The sequence below is a fragment of the Priestia sp. 40 genome, from assembly GCF_049368575.1.
Lineage (GTDB): Bacteria > Bacillota > Bacilli > Bacillales > Bacillaceae_H > Priestia > Priestia zanthoxyli.
Genome location: NZ_JBMPZA010000017.1, coordinates 288,505 through 305,935 on the forward strand (window position 1 = coordinate 288,505; position 17,431 = coordinate 305,935).

Here is a 17,431-nt window from a genome sequence, read left to right on the forward strand (position 1 = left end):
TTTGTTATTATGAAGAATGTTTATGCGGAACATTGAAAGGAGTCTATACATGGCACAATCACTTAAAGGCAAAGTAGCTCTTATTACAGGAGCAGGAAAAGGCATCGGTCGTTCAACTGCGATTGAATTAGCAAAGGAAGGCGTAAATATCGGTTTAATTGCTCGTACAGAGGCAGATTTAAAGGCTGTTGCTTCTGAACTAGAAGCATTTGATGTACAAGTTGCTTATGCAACAGCAGATGTTTCTTCTATGGAAGAAGTAAACGCAGCAGTTGAGCATCTACATACAAAATTAGGGGCAACGGATATCTTAATCAACAATGCGGGAATCGGTAAATTCGGAAGCTTTTTAGAGCTAGACCCAGCTGAGTGGAAACAAATCATTGATGTAAATTTAATGGGCGTTTACTACGTAACGCGCGCCGTTCTACCTCAATTAATCGAAAAAAATGGTGGAGACATCATCAATATTTCATCCACTGCTGGTCAAAAAGGCGCTCCCGTTACAAGTGCTTACAGCGCTTCAAAATTTGGCGTGCTTGGCTTAACCGAATCTCTAGCGCTAGAAGTGCGCAAACACAATATTCGTGTAACAGCGCTAACACCAAGTACAGTAGCAACGGAATTAGCATATAAAGAAAACTTAACGGATGGCAATCCTGATAAAGTGATGCAGCCTGAAGACCTAGCTGAAATTATGGTAGCACAATTAAAACTGCATCCGCGTATTTTTATCAAATCTGCGGGCATGTGGTCCACAAATCCATAAACAAACATAGAAAAAGGAGAGCTTCAGCTCTCCTTTTTTGTGTCTTCCTTTATATGGTGGTTACCTTATTTACGTTTAGGCGTGATTTCTTCTGATAGCTCTTCAAAAGATTTTACTTTTCCATGCGATGGGTTTTGTGATTGTTTTCGTACGTTCCACTGACGCTCTTTTTGACTTTTAGACTGAGTCATTTTGCTTCATCCCCTTTTTATATGCTTACATGTAGTAGGATAAAACAAGCTGCTCTTTTCCATTCATCAAAACTGTTTCCAATTTCTTTACTGCTTAGCTAAATGTATTTTAAACCATTTATCAATTTCCGCGTTATATTGATCATAATAAGCAGTTAGCGGATGGTCTCCGTTTTTGTACAGTACATATTTGTATTCTTTTCCCTGCTCATCTAGTTGTTTCACAAGCTTTTCAGCCTGAGTGTGATGAACTTTACGATCATGATCACCCTGTAAAATCAAAAGAGGTGAATTTACTTTATCGCTCCAATAGACAACAGAACGACTTTTATACCTCTCTGGATACTGCGCCGGATCTCCTACAATTGTCCGCAGCACTTGTTTCATTTCAGGCCCTCTTTGATCATAGAATTGAAACATGTCTGTAATACCTGATTGTACGACAACTGCATCAAATTTAACGCCGTTTTTCATCGTTAAATACGTCATCATACCGCCGCGTGAATATCCTAGCGCTACCTTTTGCTGGTGATTTACATAAGGAAGCTGTTCTCCCCATTTAATAAGGTTTAATACGTCGTCAATATCTTTACCGCCGTACGTCTCTGTTCCTTCACTTCCGCCATTTCCCCTGTATTGAGTCGCAACAACGACGTAGCCTTTACTTGCCCAGTATGACAAATACTGAAGTGTTTTTGCGCGAATCATGCCATGTTCGCGATTTCCTCCGCGATTATATACTAAAAGCGGATAGTGTTTGTCTGCAATGTCTTTAGGCTGTACTAAAAACCCTTTTATCTTTAAATTATCACTAGGATACGTAATGCTATATACATCTACTTTATTTGAATAAGGCGATAATAAATTCAATTTTTCTTTATTTACATCATCACTTTCAGCTCGGTTGAAAACCGCTGTCACACCGAGCACAGCTACAGTGATTAATGCAATGATGCCCCATTTTTTCAACAGAAACCCTCTCCTCGATAAATATCTTTTCTCTTTTATAATGAGTGTTTTTATGTGGCTTTACCCTTCTTAAATGTTTGCTAAAAAGGGCATTCATCCCATCGCCAACACAGCTTATTTATCATAACGCAAAACCAAAATTTCTTCATCTGTAAAGAAATAAGAATTCATACAAACACATGAACAAGAAAGACGTATAGTAAATTGTATTATTAAATTATAGATTTGAAAAGTGGAATCATACTTTTTTTGTCGTTTTTTACCTGTCCTTTTTCAAAAAGAAAAAAGCCCAGTTAAGACTGAGCTTTTTTCTTGGCAATACCAATGCCCGTATATGCTAAAATAACCGAAAAGATCGGACATAAAATACTAAAGAATGTAAATGGAACGTAGTCAGCTGCTGGAATATTTAATGCTGTTGAAATAAAAGCGCCGCTGACACCCCACGGAATGATAGCATTAATAACCGTTCCGCCGTCTTCAAGCGTTCGTGATAAGTTTTTTGGGTCTAAGTTCCACTTTTCATACAGCGGCTTAAACGTTTGCCCAGGCAGAAGAATTGATAAATACTGTTCTCCTGTAATAACGTTCACTCCAATTGAAGATAGAAGCGTAGCAAAAATAACGTCTCCGCTGCGGCGGATTTGTTTTGCTAATCCTTCTAATAAAGCATCAATAATTCCAACTGCTCTCATCAATCCCCCTAGCGATAAGGCAATCATGATAAGAGAAATAGAAAACATCATGGACTGTAATCCGCCTTTGTTTACAATCGCATCGACTACTTTATTTCCTGACTCGATTGCCGGCCCGCTTTGAAGAACCCCTAACAATTGACTCAGCGTAAATTCATGCTGTGTAATCATTCCTGTAATAATGGCCGTTACAATCCCTAAAACTAACGTTGGCAATACATCGACTCTTCTCATCGAAAAAATAAGAACTAAGAGTGGAGAAAGCAACGTTAACACGTGTAAATTAAACGTATGCTTTAATGCTTCTTGAATTCCTTGAATTTCTCCGTAATTGACGCTTTCATGATTTCCGTTCATCCCAATGACCAATGCAATGATTGCGGTAATGACAATACTTGGAACCGTCGTCCACGTAATATGCTGAATATGTTTAGGAAGCGGCACTTCAACGATACCAGAGGCAAAATTTGTTGTATCAGACAATGGAGACATCTTATCTCCAAACACAGCTCCTGAAACAATCATTCCCGCTGCTAGACCTGGATGTACACCAATAGCAGTTCCTACGCCAAATAAAGCGACCCCTACCGTACTGACGGTTGTTAATGAACTTCCTGTAAATGTTGAAACTAATACGGTAATAACCAAAGCACTAATTAAAAAGTACTGCGGTGAAATCCAGTGGAAGCCGTAGGATAAAATCGTCGGTATCGTTCCTCCTACCATCCAAATCGCAATGAGCATCCCGATCAGCATTAAAATAAGGATAGGCTTAATGCCAAGTCTAACACCGTCCAAAATTCCTTTCTCCATTTCTGGCCACTTATATTTCAACAAAAAGCCAATCACACTAATAAATGCTACACCAAATATTAGCGGAATATGAGGCGGCAGCTTTAACATAAATAATGAAACAAAAATAATAGCTAATAGCACCAAAACCACCGCTATTGATTGTATAAATGAAATTTCTTTTTTCATGAGGTATTCCCTTTCTATCTTTCTTTTTCACTTAAACGCTTTTATGCTTTTACGCAGTTAAGTGCAAACCTTCTTGAGTATAATTTTTATCCTTCTTGCTGTCAATAACTTATTTTATCCAACGGTAAGCTCTGCACTCATGTTTCCACTTTTCTTCTTATTAATATTAATTCCCTCTCCAAGCAGATCATTGTACAAAATGCCTCTTATGTTTTTACATGTATAGAACGGGTACACATAAAACACATCTTTTTTTAATGTACTACCTCTTGTACATAAGCGAGGAACTTCCCTCAAAATTTTTTTAAGCAAAAGACTTGAAAGTCAAAAAAGGTCAAAGTATAATGAAATTACGAAAGGTCAAGAAAGGTCAAACACCTACTGATCTTCGATTAAAATCATTTAGGGAGGCTAATTAAATGATTTGTCAAAACTGTAATAAACGTGAAGCGTCTATTCAATTAAACGTACAAACAAATAATCAAAAATCTCAATATCGTTTATGTCATACATGTTACCAAGCGCTAATGAAAGAACATAAAATCCCATCAGGTTTTGGAGGTGGCGGCTTTATGAACATCGATGATTTATTCAAGCAAATGTCACAAGAACAAGCTGCACCGGAACAGCCGCAGCAAGGAAATGGCGGCAGCGGATTTTTAGACCAGTTCGGTCGAAACTTAACTCAAATTGCGAAAACGGGATTAATTGACCCTGTTATTGGCCGCGAAGAAGAAGTAGAGCGTGTCATTGAAATTTTAAATAGAAGAAACAAAAACAACCCGGTACTAATTGGAGAACCTGGCGTTGGTAAAACAGCTGTTGTTGAAGGGTTAGCTTTAAAAATCGCAGAAGGAAAAGTTCCTGCCAAGCTGTTAAATAAAGATGTATATCTGTTAGACGTAGCATCTCTCGTAGCTAATACGGGCGTTCGCGGTCAATTTGAAGAGCGCATGAAGCAGTTGATTTCTGAGCTTCAACAGCGAAAAAACGTGATTTTATTTATCGATGAAATTCACCTTCTTGTAGGAGCTGGTTCAGCGGAAGGTTCAATGGACGCAAGCAATATTTTAAAACCAGCTCTTGCACGAGGCGAACTTCAAGTAGTCGGAGCTACAACTTTAAAAGAGTATCGTTCCATTGAAAAAGATGCGGCTCTTGAACGACGCTTCCAGCCGGTTATGGTTCACGAACCGTCTGTAGAAGAAGCCGTTGAAATTCTAAAAGGAATTCAAAGTAAATATGAAGATTATCACGGCGTTAGCTATACAGATGAAGCGATCCGCGCTTGTGTAAATTTATCACACCGCTACATTCAAGATCGCTTCTTGCCTGATAAAGCAATTGACTTGCTAGATGAAGCAGGTTCAAAAATGAACTTACAGGCAGGCATTACAAATAAAGACGACGCGGCCGCTCGCTTAAAAGAAATTACAAAAGAAAAAGAGCAGGCGTTAAAGAATGAAAAATATGAAGTAGCGGCAAAACTGCGCGATGAAGAAGCTGCTCTTGAAAAACAATTGAACGAAGAACAGAAAAAAATGAATGTGGATATTGCTGACATTCAAGCAATTATTGAAAAGAAAACGGGTATCCCTGTTGGTAAACTTCAAGAAAATGAATCAGCAAAAATGAAACATTTAGCAGAGCACTTAGCTCAAAAAGTAATCGGACAGCAGGAAGCTGTAGAAAAAGTAGCAAAAGCGATTCGACGTTCTCGCGCTGGATTAAAAGCGAAGCATCGCCCAATTGGTTCATTCTTATTTGTCGGTCCAACAGGTGTCGGTAAAACAGAGTTAACCAAAACATTAGCTGAAGAACTATTCGGCTCAAAAGATGCTATGGTTCGTCTAGATATGAGTGAATATATGGAAAAACACGCGGTGTCTAAATTAATCGGTTCCCCTCCTGGCTACGTAGGTCACGAAGAGGCAGGACAATTAACAGAGAAAGTACGCCGCAACCCTTATTCCATCATCTTACTAGATGAAATTGAAAAAGCTCATCCAGACGTTCAGCATATGTTTCTGCAAATTCTAGAAGACGGACGTCTAACAGATAGTCAAGGTCGCACAGTAAGCTTTAAAGACACAGTTATCATTATGACAAGTAACGCTGGTGTAGGTGAAAAGAAAATTACGGTTGGGTTTGACGCAGAAAATGACGCTCTTAAACAGGCATCCGTTTTAGATTCACTTTCATCTTATTTCAAACCAGAGTTTTTAAATCGATTTGATACAATCATTGAGTTTAATCACCTTGAAAAAGATAACTTGATTAAAATCGTTGACCTTATGCTTGCTGAATTAAAAGAAACATTACAAGAACAAAACATCACGCTGAGCGTAGCGGATGAGGTAAAAGAAAAACTGGCTGAACTTGGCTATCACCCTGCATTCGGTGCTAGACCGCTCCGCCGAGCAATTCAAGAACAGCTTGAAGATCGAATTACAGATTTACTGTTAGATGACGGAGACGTATCTACAGTGAACGTAACGTTAAATGAAGCAAGCGAAATCACCGTACAAAACTAATAGAAAAAGCGACTCTACTTGAGTCGCTTTTTTTTATAGAAATACTTACGTTTATTTACTTTCGTCTGTTTTTCCGTCAGCACTATCCGTTGATTCTTCTTGATCATCAGCTGCTTCATCCCCAGATGAATCATCTGCTTCGTCTTGCTTCATTGTTTCCTGTGAATCATCTGTAGTTGTATCCTCCGCTTGAGTATCACCCGACTGTTCTGTTTGCGGTTCTGTGGCATCTTTTTCATCCGTTTGTGAGTTGCATGCTGTGATTAACATAATTGCTAGAAGTGATCCAAATAACTTGACTAATAAACTTTTGTTCATTTTACCGTCTCCTTTCGAATCATCTGAGCCTCTATGTAGTCACTATTCATATGGCTCTACTGGCAGTATAGCCTATCCGATTGGAAAAAAGTTCGCTTTTACAAGGTTATCACAAAAGCTTTACATCCCCTTCATTTCGTTCATATTCCCCTCATATTTCCTTAATAATTTATGAACAGCCACATTCTAGATCTATCTTCCTTGGTCTAAGTGCTCAATTCGGCTATTCACATAGTTGTAACTATGCTAATATGAGTGATATATTACTATATCGTGCGACTAGCTGACTATAAAGTTATTCTCCTATAAAATTATTCACCATTTAAGAAAGGGATTTTTTATGGAATCACACAACCTCATAAAAAAACGGAATTTTATTCTTTTACTTATTTTTTGGCTGCTGTATTTTGTCCACATTGTGTTATACCACTTTATTGCAGCTGATCCTCATCTGATTGTTTTTATAAGCGGAGGAATTTTATTACTGGCAGTGACAGTTATGTACTACTTTCGTTTTCATCCTGCTATCATTATGTATTCTTTTTTTATATGCTATTATGCCTATATTGCGTACATAACATCTATTGAACCTGCTGTTATTAATTATTTGTTTTTGTTTCTTGGAATAATTGTTAGCTTTATTTATTATAGCTATATCGCTATTGTAATTTCTACATTAATGTCCATAACAATTGTTTTGTACTTTTATGTAAGCAACACTCTTTTTACATCTGTGACTTTCGTGAAATTAGATATCGTTTATTTCATTTTGTTTACGCTGATCACAATGATTATTTTGTTATACTGTGCTCATTTCTCTAAAAAACTGATTGCTATTACGACGGTCAAAATGAACAAAACCGAAGATGAACTGTACTCAGCTCAAGAGTATTTACAATCTTTTTTTACATATAACCGCGACGCCATTGCCGTGTTCAGTCTAGACGGCAAAGTGATTAAAGTAAACGATGCTTTTGAGCAAATATACGGATGGAAAGCGGAAGAAATTGTCGGAAAAGCCATTCCATTTATTCCTGCTGGCTTAAAAGGCGACGCTGAAAGCCGATTAGAAAGGGTTAAAAAAGGAGAAAAGCTGGTTGCCTTTGAAACTCAAGACAAGCGAAAAGACGGAAAAATAATTGACGTAGAAATTACGGTTTCACCTATTTTTAATCGTGATCAACAGGTGGTTGCTCTTTTTGGTATTTCACGTGACCTTACCGAAGAGAAAGAAACTGAAAAATTTCTTCGCCAAAAGGATAAGCTATCTTTAGCTGGGGAAATGGCTGCGGGTATTGCTCATGAAATTCGAAATCCACTTACTTCTCTAAATGGATTTATTCAGCTGATTCATGAAGACAGCAGCCGCTATCATTCTTATACAACCATTATGCTGAGCGAACTGAATCGAATTAACTCAATTGTTGGAGAATTTTTATTGCTCGCTAAACCTCATGATACGATTATGCAAAAGCATGCTTTCTCTACTATTTTAAATGACGTTATTCTTTTGTTTGAATCAGAATGTGTATTAAAAAATGTTGTCGTTAAAACGCAGACGGAAGCCCGGCATACATACATCTGCTGTGATGCAAATCAAATTAAGCAAGTACTCATTAATTTATTAAAAAATGCGCTTGAAGCTATGCCTAGCGGTGGAGAAATTCATTTAAACGTTACTCAGCATACTAAAGACCTTACTATATTCATTAAAGATACAGGAGTCGGCATTCCCTCAAATTTACTTACGCATATTCAAAAGCCCTTCTTTACCACAAAGCCATCAGGTACTGGTCTTGGGCTTGTTGTGATTAAAAACATTTTGTATCAGCATAAAGGAACATTTGAAATTAAAAGCACTGTGGGCGAAGGAACCAGCGTTACCCTTACGATTCCTTTATGGGAACAAGGAATGAACCATTAAAAAAAGAGGCTGGAACAAAAGTATGTTAGTTGAAGGAAGATCCGAACGAGTTTGTTTTTTGAATAAGAATCAAACTCATTCGGATTTTTTATTATGAGGGTGAGCGTAGGTTTAATCTAGGTGCTTCTAGCTGTTGATTGGAGGGCAAGGCGAAGACTCCTGCGGGAAAAGCGGAATAGGTGAGACCCCGCAGGAGCATAAGCGCCGAGGAGGCTCACCGGCCGCCCGCGGAAAGCGAAGCCTTGCACGGAAATCAACGGCGGTGTAACAAGCGATTCATATTAGATTGTTTATTCGATTTGTTCGTCTTTAGATTCGATTGATTTTGTTATGTCTCAATCTCTTTTTTTATAGCTTTTTATCATCAATACTATTTAAATAGTTTTCAATTTCATCTACTACAGACTGCACGCAGCCCTCTTCGAATGGAGAGATCAAATTCGCTTCCTCTACTAATTCTAAAAACGGCTTACTTCCGCCAAGCTTACACAAATGAACGTAATCTTGCCATGCTTGTTCATGATTTTCTCGATCCTTTTTCCAAAATTGAAATGCACAAATTTGAGCGAGCGTATAATCAATATAATAAAACGGAGACGTGTAAATATGAAGCTGGCGCTGCCAGAAACCCCCGCTTTCTAGATAATGATGGCCATCATAGTTTTTAGAAGGCATATATTTTTTTTCAATTTCTCGCCACGTTTGTTTTCGTTCCGAAGGCGTCATCTCAGGGCGTTCGTATACAGCATGCTGAAATTCATCTACTGCTACCCCGTAAGGCAAGAAAGTTAAGCCTGAGCTTAAATGAGAAAACTGGTATTTATCTTTGTCTTCTTTAAAGAACAACTCCATCCAAGGCCATGTAAAATACTCCATGCTCATCGAATGAATTTCAGCTCCTTCATGCGTAGGCCAGTGATACTCATTGGTTTCCATATCTCGGCTGGAATACACTTGAAAAGCATGCCCTGCTTCATGTGTTAACACATCGATATCGCCTGATGTTCCATTAAAATTTGAAAAAATAAACGGCGCTTTGTATTCTTCAATAAACGTACAGTAGCCTCCGCCTGCTTTGCCCTTTTTAGCGACTAAATCCATTAAATTATTTTCAAGCATAAATGAAAAGAATTCATCTGTCTCTTTAGAAAGCTCCTTATACATAACCCGTCCATTTTCAATAATCCACTTTTCATCACCTTTTGGCACTGCGTTTCCTGTTTCAAACTGAAACGGTTCATCATAATAAGTTAAGCTCTCTACTTGAATTCTTTCCTGCTGACGCTTTTTTAGTTTTTCAGTAAGGGGAACTATATACTCTTTTACTTGTTTGCGAAAAGCAGCAACCATTTCAGCATCATAGCCTATTCTAGACATACGAGCATAGCCCACTTCTACGAAATTTTTATAGCCTAATTTTTCAGCAAGCTTGGTCCTTACTTTTACAAGTTTGTCGTAAATATCATCAAATTCCTCTTCGTGATCGGTGAAAAATTGAAACTTCGCTTCTGCTGCTTTTTTTCTCATTTCTCGATCAGGTGACTCCATAAACGGATCGAGCTGAGCTAGCGTTCTTTCTTCTCCTTCAAATACAATTTTAGCTGATGCCACTAGTTTCGTATATTGAGATGATAGCTTATTTTCTTCCTGCAGCTCTTTTACTATTTCAGGAGAGAACGTTTTTAACTGCATTTCAGCAAGAGAAAACAGCTGCTTTCCCCACTTTTCTTCTAGTTGCTGTTTAAAAGGCGAAGAGATTAAGGCTTTGTAAAATTTCTCTACATATCCTTCTAAAAGCGGCTGTGTTTCATCAAAATAGTCTTGTTCTTCTTTATAAAATTCATTCGCTGTGTCGATAGAATGACGAATATAGCAGATGTTCCCCATTGTACTGTACTGAGAATACGCATCGTTTGCTAGACGAATTGCCTCATTTTGCTGACTGACTGACGCTGCTTCCGTAAAATGTGTAATGGCCTTTTCAAACTGCTTTTCAATTTCATTCATATCAGGTCGCGTATATGTATAATTCTCAAATTTCATCATTTGTTCCCCTTCCTCTATTGTCTGTATGTAACCTAATTCGTTTTTATCCAGCTGTATTCCTGTTAATTTCAATTTTTTGTCACTTTTTATTTTTGATGTCGATTGGCCATGAAAGAAGTCATAGAAAAAACTCGTTTGTTCAACAGAAACAAACGAGCTTTCCTTAATTAATTAGTCGATTCCGGCAAAAATTCATCTGCATAGTGCCCTAGTTTCTTAAGCATCGAAATGGCAACTTCCTTTTCTTCGCTAGATAAAACGGATAAAATATCATGAATTCTTTTTTCGTGACTCGGAAACATGCTTTCAATCATTTCCTTGCCTTGCTTGGTGATAGCTGCATAGGTTACGCGACGATCGCTCGGACAAGCAACGCGCTCCAAGAAGCCTTTTTTCTCAAGCTTGTCTACTACATACGTAATACTGCCGCTTGCCAACAGAATTTTTCCGCCAATTTGCTGAAGGGGCTGCTGGCCTTTGTGGTACAATAACTCTAGGACAGCAAATTCGGTTGGATTCATTCCATGCTGTTGAATAAATTTATGCACATGATCATTGATTGAACGATTGGCACGAGATAGTACAATAAATAATTTAAGAGATTGGTCTAACTCTTCTCTAGTTACATCATTCGTCATTTTAATCAGTTCCTTTAGTATTATCTTGATATCAAGATAATACTAAAATTTCCCTTCAAAGTCAATCAAAGCAGGCTTATTTCATCGGTTATTCTCTCCGCTTGTACAATTTTTTTGATAAAAAATGTATATAAGTGGATTTATACATATGCTTTTAATACAATAAACATATGACCATTACATAAAAAGGTGAATGATTATGAAACCAACCCATTTATTATTTAATTCCGCGATTGGTTCGCAAAAGCCTGAAACAATCGTTAACCGGCAAAATCCCTGTCCATTTTGTGACGTTGAATCTCTCACAGGCATCATTGAAAAACAAGGACCTATCATTTGGCTAAAGAATAAATTTCCTGTTCTGCAAGATGCTTATCAGACGGTTATTATTGAGACCGATGAATGTTCTTCAGAACTGTCTATTTATCCAAAAGAACATCTGTACACCTTGCTGAGCTTCGCTACTGAACGATGGATATCTATGATGAACAGCGGTGAATATGCTTCTGTTCTTTTCTTCAAAAACCATGGACCTATGTCCGGAGGATCGTTACGACATCCTCATATGCAAATTATTGGTTTAAATGAGATGGATGTAAATGAAAACGTGAAGCTAGAGCAGTTTGAAGGAGTCACAATTGCTCAAAATGAACACGTCACATTTAATTTATCTGCAAAACCTAGAATGGGCTTTTTTGAATTTAACGTGATAACGGATCAGCTTGACAAAGAGCTGCACGCGTTTGCAGATTATCTTCAAACGGCTGCTCACTATTTATTAAATCATTTTCATCGTAGCTGCACGAGCTACAACTTATTTTTTTATAATCTTAAGAACGGCAAAATTGCAGCGAAAATCATTCCTCGCTTTGCCACATCTCCTTTGTATGTAGGATATGGCATTCCTCAAGTTTCCAATAAACTTGAGCACATTGCTAACCAGGTTCAGGAGCTGTACTTCACCTAAAAAGTTGAACCTTCACTGGTTCAACTTTTTTGTAAGGTTATTGCATAAAGCTATTCACTTTTAAAATAGTCATGCTCATATAAAACAAAAAAACATACACTAAAAGAACGATGTGAATTGAGGATAAAAAGAAGAATACGTAAAAGGAGACGGTTTATGACTGAGGTACTAATTGGAAGCATTCTTTCTGCGCTATCGACTGGAGTAGGTGCTTTGCCTATTCTGTTTTTGAATCAAGAACTCACTCATCGGTGGAAAGATGTTCTTCTTGCGCTCACTGCAGGTATTATGACAGCAGCTTCTACTATGAGCTTGATTCCAGAATCTCTTCAAAGCGGCGGTTTTTTTTCCTTAGCGATTGGCTTACTGCTTGGCGTGGTAACATTAACACTCTTGGAGCAGAATATTCCTCACATTGATCTTGAGCATTCTAAAACCGGCATACAATTTGATGAAAAAGCACTTTTAATTGTTTCCGCTATTACGTTGCACAACCTTCCTGAAGGCCTGTCTGTTGGTGTTAGCTACGCTTCAAATGTTGAAAATACAGGGAACTTAATTGCCCTTGCAATCGGTCTTCAAAATGCACCTGAAGGACTGTTGGTCGCGCTATTTTTAGCTCAGCAAAATATTAGTAAAATAAAAGCATTTTTAATTGCTACCCTTACAGGCTCCGTTGAGATTGTAACGTCTTTACTCGGTTTTTATTTAACTAATTTTGTTGATTCTCTCGTTTCATATGGATTAGCTTTTGCTGCTGGCGCCATGCTTTTTATTATTTATAAAGAGTTGATTCCGGAAAGTCACGGCGATGGAAACGAAAGGTTTGCTACTTATTCGTTTATTTTTGGTATGCTGTTTATGATTTTTTTAATTAACATTTTTTAAAGCTGAAGAGAGGCCACGGGCAGCGTAATTGTTTTACTGCCCGATTCCGAATGCTTGTCCTGCATTACAGCTTTGAAAAAGATAAAAAGCGGCTAATCAGTGTGGCAAACGATGTCTTTTCTTCCTCTTCTTTTAAACGCTGCTTTTGATAAACGAGTAAGAGCTGATCAAGCTCTTGACTACAGGTAACGGTTTCTTCATTAGTCAGACCTTTTTCTTCTCCGAGCTGCACCATTTTTTGTCTTTTTTGGACGATTTCCACTAATAATCTCTCTGATTTCGTTCTATTTCTCACTCCAAACACAAAATCCTCTCCTATGACAAAGAAATTAGCTTATAACGCATTATTACAAATTCTACTAAATATGTAAATAGAGTCGCAATAATAGACATTTTTTTCGCGAAAAAATTATTTTGTCGGAATTTACAAACGCTTACATTACTATAGGAATACCGTTTATCTTTTTTTGACAAGTTGTTTTTCGACAAAAGATGCTGCTTGTCGAATAAAAAAGTCACCGTCTTTTGTAAGACGGTGACTTTTTTATTCGGCTTTCTGAGCAGCAATTTGTACAGCATCCCATACCGTAGCAAAAGGAGGAGCATACGAAAGATCTAACATGGTTATTTCATCTGTTGTGAGGCGACAAGTAATAGCTGTCGCAAGTACATCGATTCGTTTTGCTACTCCTTCTTTACCAATCATTTGAACCCCCAAAATCTCTTTTGTTTCAGGATGATAAACAAGTTTTATTACAATCTTTTCAGCTCCTGGATAGTAAGACGCATGACTCGGAGCTTCGGCCGTGATGGCTTTGTATAAAAGAGAATTTTCTCTTGCTTCTCTTTCTGAAATGCCGGTTTTCCCAATTTCATAATCCATCACTTTGACAATACTTGTACCTACAACACCCGGAAATTCTCTATTTTCTCCCCCTAATCGGTAACCAAGAACCCTTCCCTGCTTATTGGCAATGGTTCCAAGAGCAATATGAACATCTTTTTTTAATACGCGGTGATAGCTCGTTGCACAATCTCCTGCTGCGTAGATATGAGGCACGTTGGTTTCCAACTTCTCGTTTACTAAAATAGCTCCATTTTCAAGCATCCTTAGTCCGTTTCTTTCTAAGAATTGCGTATTCGGACGAACTCCTACATTTACAATCACTAAATCTGTTTGATACGTTTGACGGTTTGTTTGAACGTGAGTGACGGAACCATCTGAATGCAGCAATGCTTCCACTTCTTCTTCGAAATGAAATAAAATATCGTCATCTAACTGCTTTTGTAAATGTTCTGCCATTTCTTGATCTAAAATAGATAGAATCTGCTTTCCCTGCTCAATAACCCGTACTTCTTTTCCCAAAGCCTTCATTGCTTCAGCTACTTCCATTCCGACATATCCTCCGCCGATAATGGTGACTTTCTCTACGGAGTGAGCCTGTAGATATGTATAGATTCTTTCGCTGTCTTCTAATGACTTTAATGTGCATACATTCGGCATATTATCACTCATAAAATTGGGTTTAACAGCCGCTGTTCCAGTTGCAATGATGAGTTCATCATATGTTATCTCTTTTTCCGCTTGCGTCTTTACATTTTGCACTACTATGTATTTTTTTGTATGATTTACTTCTTTAACTTCGTGAAAAAGATGGACAGAGATATTTCGCTCTTCAAACTCTTGTTTCGTACGAGCAATCAAATCGTCTTTTTCTTTTACAACACCTGACAGATAGTAAGGCATGCCACATGCGCTGTAAGAGATATCTCCACCTTTTTCAAGTACAAGGATTTCTACTTCTTCTTTTTCTTTCATCCGGCGAAGCTGTGAAGCTGCGCTCATTCCGGCGGCTACTCCTCCTATAATGACGACACGTTTCATTTATACTCCCTCTTTCTACATAAATAATAGATTATACTATTGTTTTTCCTTATTCTTCCCGATTTCAAACGAAAAAAAACGGCTGTTTACACAGCCGTAGATGTTTGTTTCGAGCGGTAATACGTTAAAGCCAAGGCTCCTGCTAATACAGCTCCTTTAATAATGTCTTGCATATAATACGGAACATTCAGCATCGTTAATCCATTTAACAGCACACCGATTAAAATAGAGCCAATCAGCGTCCCGAATACATTCGGTTTCCCTGCTCCAAATACGGAAAAACCAATGTATGTAGCAGCTACGGCATCCATTAAAAATGGTGAGCCCGCGTTCACTTCTCCTACTCCAATACGGGCAGCTAAAACGACTCCTCCAATTCCAGCAAGCAAACCTGAAAACATATAGGCATACATGCGGTAACGATTAACCGGTACACCCGAAAGTCTTGCTGCTTCTATGTTACCTCCTGTTACGTAGAAAAAACGCCCAAACTTCGTATAGGAAAAAACGATATGAACAAGCAGCACAGTCAGCAGCATAATGATCACAGGAACAGGAATACCTAGAAAGTGACCTTGCCCCAGCGCAAGGAAAGAAGGAATAAAAATTCCCGGAGCTCTGTCTCCGCTTGGTAAAGGCATATTGGTATAAATAGCTGAGCCTTTTGTATACGTTAATAAAATCCCCTGTACGATGAACATCATTGAAAGAGTAGCTAAAATATCAGGAATCTTTACTTTCACTACTAAAAAAGCATTTACTAACCCGATAAGAAGCGATGCAATAATCGGAACAATGATAGCGACTGCAATTTCTTGTCTGTGTAAAACAAGCATAGAGGCTGATAAAATAGTGGCTAATCCAGCCGTAGACCCTACAGATAAATCGAGTCCGTTGACGGTTAACGATATCGTTACACCAAGCGCGATTAAGGTAACAATGGAAATAGAGCGCAGGATATCACTAATGTTTTCTCCTGTTAAAAAGTTAGGTGTGGCAATGGAAAAAATAATCATAATAACAAAAATCATTAAGACTGTCCCATATTTATAAAAAAAGTCGAAAACGCTTATTTTTCTCTTTGGTTTCGCTACAGGTTCTGTTACATACTCCGCACTCATCCTTTTACTCCTCCTGCTGTATAATAAAATAATTTTTCACTAGTTGCTTCTTTTTTGGATAATTCTTTCACGATTTTTCCGTTGTACATAACATAAATTCGATCCGCTACCCCTAGCAGCTCCTCGAATTCACAGGTTGCATAAACAACTCCTTTTTGCTGTGACACAAGATTTGTAATTAAATCAAATATCTCTCGCTTGGAGCCTACATCGACCCCTTTAGTTGGCTCATCGAACAACAGTACGTCAGAGTCCGTAACAAGCCATTTTCCGATTGCTACTTTCTGCTGATTTCCACCGCTTAACGTTCCAACTGACTGCTCGATAGAATGAGACTTTACGCCAACTTGCCCAGTCGTTTTCTGCGCTTTTTCTTTGATCTTTCCTCGCTTTAGAAACGAATAATTTGTAAAGCGGGACAGACTTGGCAAAACTAAGTTATCCGCAATCGATTCATGAACAAAAATCCCTTCTTTTCTTCGTTCTTCAGGAACAAGAGAAAGACCTTGTGCAATATAATAATACGGCTGCTTATTCAACTTTAATTTCTTGCCTTTTAACCGAACGCTGCCGCTCACATATTGCTCTAAACCAAATAGACTTCGGCAAAGCTCCGTTTTTCCTGCTCCCACAAGCCCTGCAATACCGACTACCTCTCCTTCTTTTACATGAAAAGAGATATTCGAAAGACGCCCTGGAAGAGATAATGCTTCTACGTGTAAAAGTTCGTTTCCAACTTCTATTGATTTTTTGACCCACTGCTTTACAGAAGACGTTCCTAGCATAAGCGTAATCACGTTTTCAATTGATGTATGTGAAGTTTCTTTTGTAGCTACATAGCGTCCGTCCTTTAAAACCGTTAAGCGGTCGCAAATATCAACCACTTCTTGAAGGCGATGTGAAATATAAATAATGCCTACTCCGCTTTTCTTCAGCTCTCTCATCACAGAAAACAATTGTTTCGTCTCTTCCACACTAAGAGGTGCGGTTGGTTCATCCAAAATTAAATAATCAACATTCTGTACAATTGCACGTGCAATAAGCACCTGCTGTTTTTCTGATAGAGTTAGATCAACGACATTTTTTTTAACGGATAAAGAAGAACCAAGTAAAGAAAGAGCTTCTTCCGCTTTCTTATAAATAGATTTCCAGTTTACAAATGCCTTACTTTTATTAGAAGCCTGTACGTCTAACACAATGTTTTCAGCTACTGACAGCGAAGGAATCAGCGCTACATCGACTTCTTGGTGTACAATGCCGATGCCGTGACTCTTCGCTTCTTTAGGAGAAGAAATAGAGATTTCTCCTCCGTCTTTGTAGATCTTTCCCTCGTACTCGTCGTAAGCTCCGCACAATATTTTCATCAACGTACTTTTACCGGCACCATTGGCTCCCAATAAAGCATGAATTTCCCCTTTTTGAACAGTAAAATCAACTTTGTTCAGCGCTTGAAAAGAACCAAAGTTTTTTGTAATGTTCTTCATTGAAAGCTCGTTCGTCATGTC

16 protein-coding genes are annotated in these 17,431 nt (G+C 38.1%); 6 read left to right on the forward strand and 10 right to left on the reverse strand.

Annotated elements, in window-relative coordinates:
• Positions 1–49: 49 nt before the first annotated feature.
• Complete coding sequence (locus tag ACO1DI_RS21210) at positions 50–769, forward strand: 3-ketoacyl-ACP reductase (RefSeq protein ID WP_013082239.1); 720 nt, start codon at positions 50–52, stop codon at positions 767–769.
• A gap of 65 nt (positions 770–834) precedes the next feature.
• Here ACO1DI_RS21210 and ACO1DI_RS21215 read toward each other — a convergent pair whose 3' ends face one another.
• From ACO1DI_RS21215 to nhaC, 3 genes are all read right to left on the reverse strand, one after another.
• Positions 835–960, reverse strand: coding sequence for a DUF6254 family protein (locus ACO1DI_RS21215; RefSeq protein WP_013082238.1), 126 nt, complete (start codon positions 958–960; stop codon positions 835–837).
• A gap of 87 nt (positions 961–1,047) precedes the next feature.
• Positions 1,048–1,929, reverse strand: coding sequence for an alpha/beta hydrolase family protein (locus ACO1DI_RS21220; protein WP_014461062.1), 882 nt, complete (start codon positions 1,927–1,929; stop codon positions 1,048–1,050).
• 293 nt (positions 1,930–2,222) lie between these two features.
• Positions 2,223–3,605, reverse strand: coding sequence for a Na+/H+ antiporter NhaC (gene nhaC, locus ACO1DI_RS21225; protein WP_014461063.1), 1,383 nt, complete (start codon positions 3,603–3,605; stop codon positions 2,223–2,225).
• Between the two features lie 419 nt (positions 3,606–4,024).
• Here nhaC and ACO1DI_RS21230 point away from each other — a divergent pair, with 419 nt between their 5' ends.
• Positions 4,025–6,139, forward strand: coding sequence for an ATP-dependent Clp protease ATP-binding subunit (locus ACO1DI_RS21230; RefSeq protein ID WP_014461065.1), 2,115 nt, complete (start codon positions 4,025–4,027; stop codon positions 6,137–6,139).
• Between the two features lie 51 nt (positions 6,140–6,190).
• On the opposite strand, the gene ACO1DI_RS21235 is transcribed toward ACO1DI_RS21230, so the two are convergent.
• On the reverse strand, positions 6,191–6,457 hold the full coding sequence (locus ACO1DI_RS21235) for a hypothetical protein (protein WP_014461066.1): 267 nt from the start codon (positions 6,455–6,457) through the stop codon (positions 6,191–6,193).
• Between the two features lie 340 nt (positions 6,458–6,797).
• Between ACO1DI_RS21235 and ACO1DI_RS21240 the strand changes: the two genes are divergently transcribed.
• Positions 6,798–8,381, forward strand: coding sequence for a PAS domain S-box protein (locus ACO1DI_RS21240; RefSeq protein WP_371905461.1), 1,584 nt, complete (start codon positions 6,798–6,800; stop codon positions 8,379–8,381).
• A gap of 133 nt (positions 8,382–8,514) precedes the next feature.
• Complete coding sequence (locus tag ACO1DI_RS21245) at positions 8,515–8,649, forward strand: hypothetical protein (RefSeq protein WP_014461068.1); 135 nt, start codon at positions 8,515–8,517, stop codon at positions 8,647–8,649.
• An 80-nt stretch (positions 8,650–8,729) separates the two neighbouring features.
• Here ACO1DI_RS21245 and ACO1DI_RS21250 read toward each other — a convergent pair whose 3' ends face one another.
• Positions 8,730–10,424 (reverse strand): M3 family oligoendopeptidase, encoded by a 1,695-nt coding sequence (locus ACO1DI_RS21250; protein ID WP_042992250.1) that lies wholly within the window; start codon positions 10,422–10,424, stop codon positions 8,730–8,732.
• A gap of 170 nt (positions 10,425–10,594) precedes the next feature.
• The gene (locus ACO1DI_RS21255; protein ID WP_014461070.1) at positions 10,595–11,065 is read right to left on the reverse strand and encodes a MarR family winged helix-turn-helix transcriptional regulator; all 471 of its coding nucleotides are present in this window, start codon (positions 11,063–11,065) and stop codon (positions 10,595–10,597) included.
• Between the two features lie 199 nt (positions 11,066–11,264).
• Between ACO1DI_RS21255 and ACO1DI_RS21260 the strand changes: the two genes are divergently transcribed.
• Both ACO1DI_RS21260 and ACO1DI_RS21265 read left to right on the forward strand, forming a co-directional pair.
• Positions 11,265–12,032, forward strand: coding sequence for a DUF4931 domain-containing protein (locus ACO1DI_RS21260; RefSeq protein ID WP_014461071.1), 768 nt, complete (start codon positions 11,265–11,267; stop codon positions 12,030–12,032).
• A gap of 156 nt (positions 12,033–12,188) precedes the next feature.
• On the forward strand, positions 12,189–12,920 hold the full coding sequence (locus ACO1DI_RS21265; RefSeq protein WP_014461072.1) for a ZIP family metal transporter: 732 nt from the start codon (positions 12,189–12,191) through the stop codon (positions 12,918–12,920).
• A gap of 64 nt (positions 12,921–12,984) precedes the next feature.
• Here ACO1DI_RS21265 and ACO1DI_RS21270 read toward each other — a convergent pair whose 3' ends face one another.
• The 4 genes from ACO1DI_RS21270 to ACO1DI_RS21285 form a co-directional block, all read right to left on the reverse strand.
• Positions 12,985–13,224, reverse strand: a complete 240-nt coding sequence (locus tag ACO1DI_RS21270; RefSeq protein ID WP_013082228.1) for an aspartyl-phosphate phosphatase Spo0E family protein — start codon at positions 13,222–13,224, stop codon at positions 12,985–12,987.
• A 240-nt stretch (positions 13,225–13,464) separates the two neighbouring features.
• Positions 13,465–14,805: a CoA-disulfide reductase gene (locus tag ACO1DI_RS21275; protein WP_140450307.1), complete on the reverse strand. Its 1,341-nt coding sequence runs from the start codon at positions 14,803–14,805 to the stop codon at positions 13,465–13,467.
• An 86-nt stretch (positions 14,806–14,891) separates the two neighbouring features.
• Positions 14,892–15,926 carry an ABC transporter permease gene (locus ACO1DI_RS21280; protein WP_042992251.1) on the reverse strand — a complete coding sequence of 345 codons (1,035 nt, stop codon included), beginning with the start codon at positions 15,924–15,926 and terminating at the stop codon, positions 14,892–14,894.
• Positions 15,923–17,428: a sugar ABC transporter ATP-binding protein gene (locus ACO1DI_RS21285; RefSeq protein WP_154973293.1), complete on the reverse strand. Its 1,506-nt coding sequence runs from the start codon at positions 17,426–17,428 to the stop codon at positions 15,923–15,925. Before ACO1DI_RS21285 ends, ACO1DI_RS21280 begins: the two co-directional genes overlap by 4 nt.
• Between the last annotated feature and the right edge of the window lie 3 nt (positions 17,429–17,431).

Coding starts and splice junctions, on each gene's coding strand:
- ACO1DI_RS21210 (WP_013082239.1), top strand. CDS start 50: ATGGCACAATCACTTAAAGGCAAAGTAGCTCTTATTACAGGAGCAGGA.
- ACO1DI_RS21215 (WP_013082238.1), bottom strand. CDS start 960: ATGACTCAGTCTAAAAGTCAAAAAGAGCGTCAGTGGAACGTACGAAAA.
- nhaC (WP_014461063.1), bottom strand. CDS start 3,605: ATGAAAAAAGAAATTTCATTTATACAATCAATAGCGGTGGTTTTGGTG.
- ACO1DI_RS21230 (WP_014461065.1), top strand. CDS start 4,025: ATGATTTGTCAAAACTGTAATAAACGTGAAGCGTCTATTCAATTAAAC.
- ACO1DI_RS21235 (WP_014461066.1), bottom strand. CDS start 6,457: ATGAACAAAAGTTTATTAGTCAAGTTATTTGGATCACTTCTAGCAATT.
- ACO1DI_RS21240 (WP_371905461.1), top strand. CDS start 6,798: ATGGAATCACACAACCTCATAAAAAAACGGAATTTTATTCTTTTACTT.
- ACO1DI_RS21250 (WP_042992250.1), bottom strand. CDS start 10,424: ATGAAATTTGAGAATTATACATATACGCGACCTGATATGAATGAAATT.
- ACO1DI_RS21255 (WP_014461070.1), bottom strand. CDS start 11,065: ATGACGAATGATGTAACTAGAGAAGAGTTAGACCAATCTCTTAAATTA.
- ACO1DI_RS21260 (WP_014461071.1), top strand. CDS start 11,265: ATGAAACCAACCCATTTATTATTTAATTCCGCGATTGGTTCGCAAAAG.
- ACO1DI_RS21265 (WP_014461072.1), top strand. CDS start 12,189: ATGACTGAGGTACTAATTGGAAGCATTCTTTCTGCGCTATCGACTGGA.
- ACO1DI_RS21275 (WP_140450307.1), bottom strand. CDS start 14,805: ATGAAACGTGTCGTCATTATAGGAGGAGTAGCCGCCGGAATGAGCGCA.
- ACO1DI_RS21280 (WP_042992251.1), bottom strand. CDS start 15,926: ATGAGTGCGGAGTATGTAACAGAACCTGTAGCGAAACCAAAGAGAAAA.
- ACO1DI_RS21285 (WP_154973293.1), bottom strand. CDS start 17,428: ATGACGAACGAGCTTTCAATGAAGAACATTACAAAAAACTTTGGTTCT.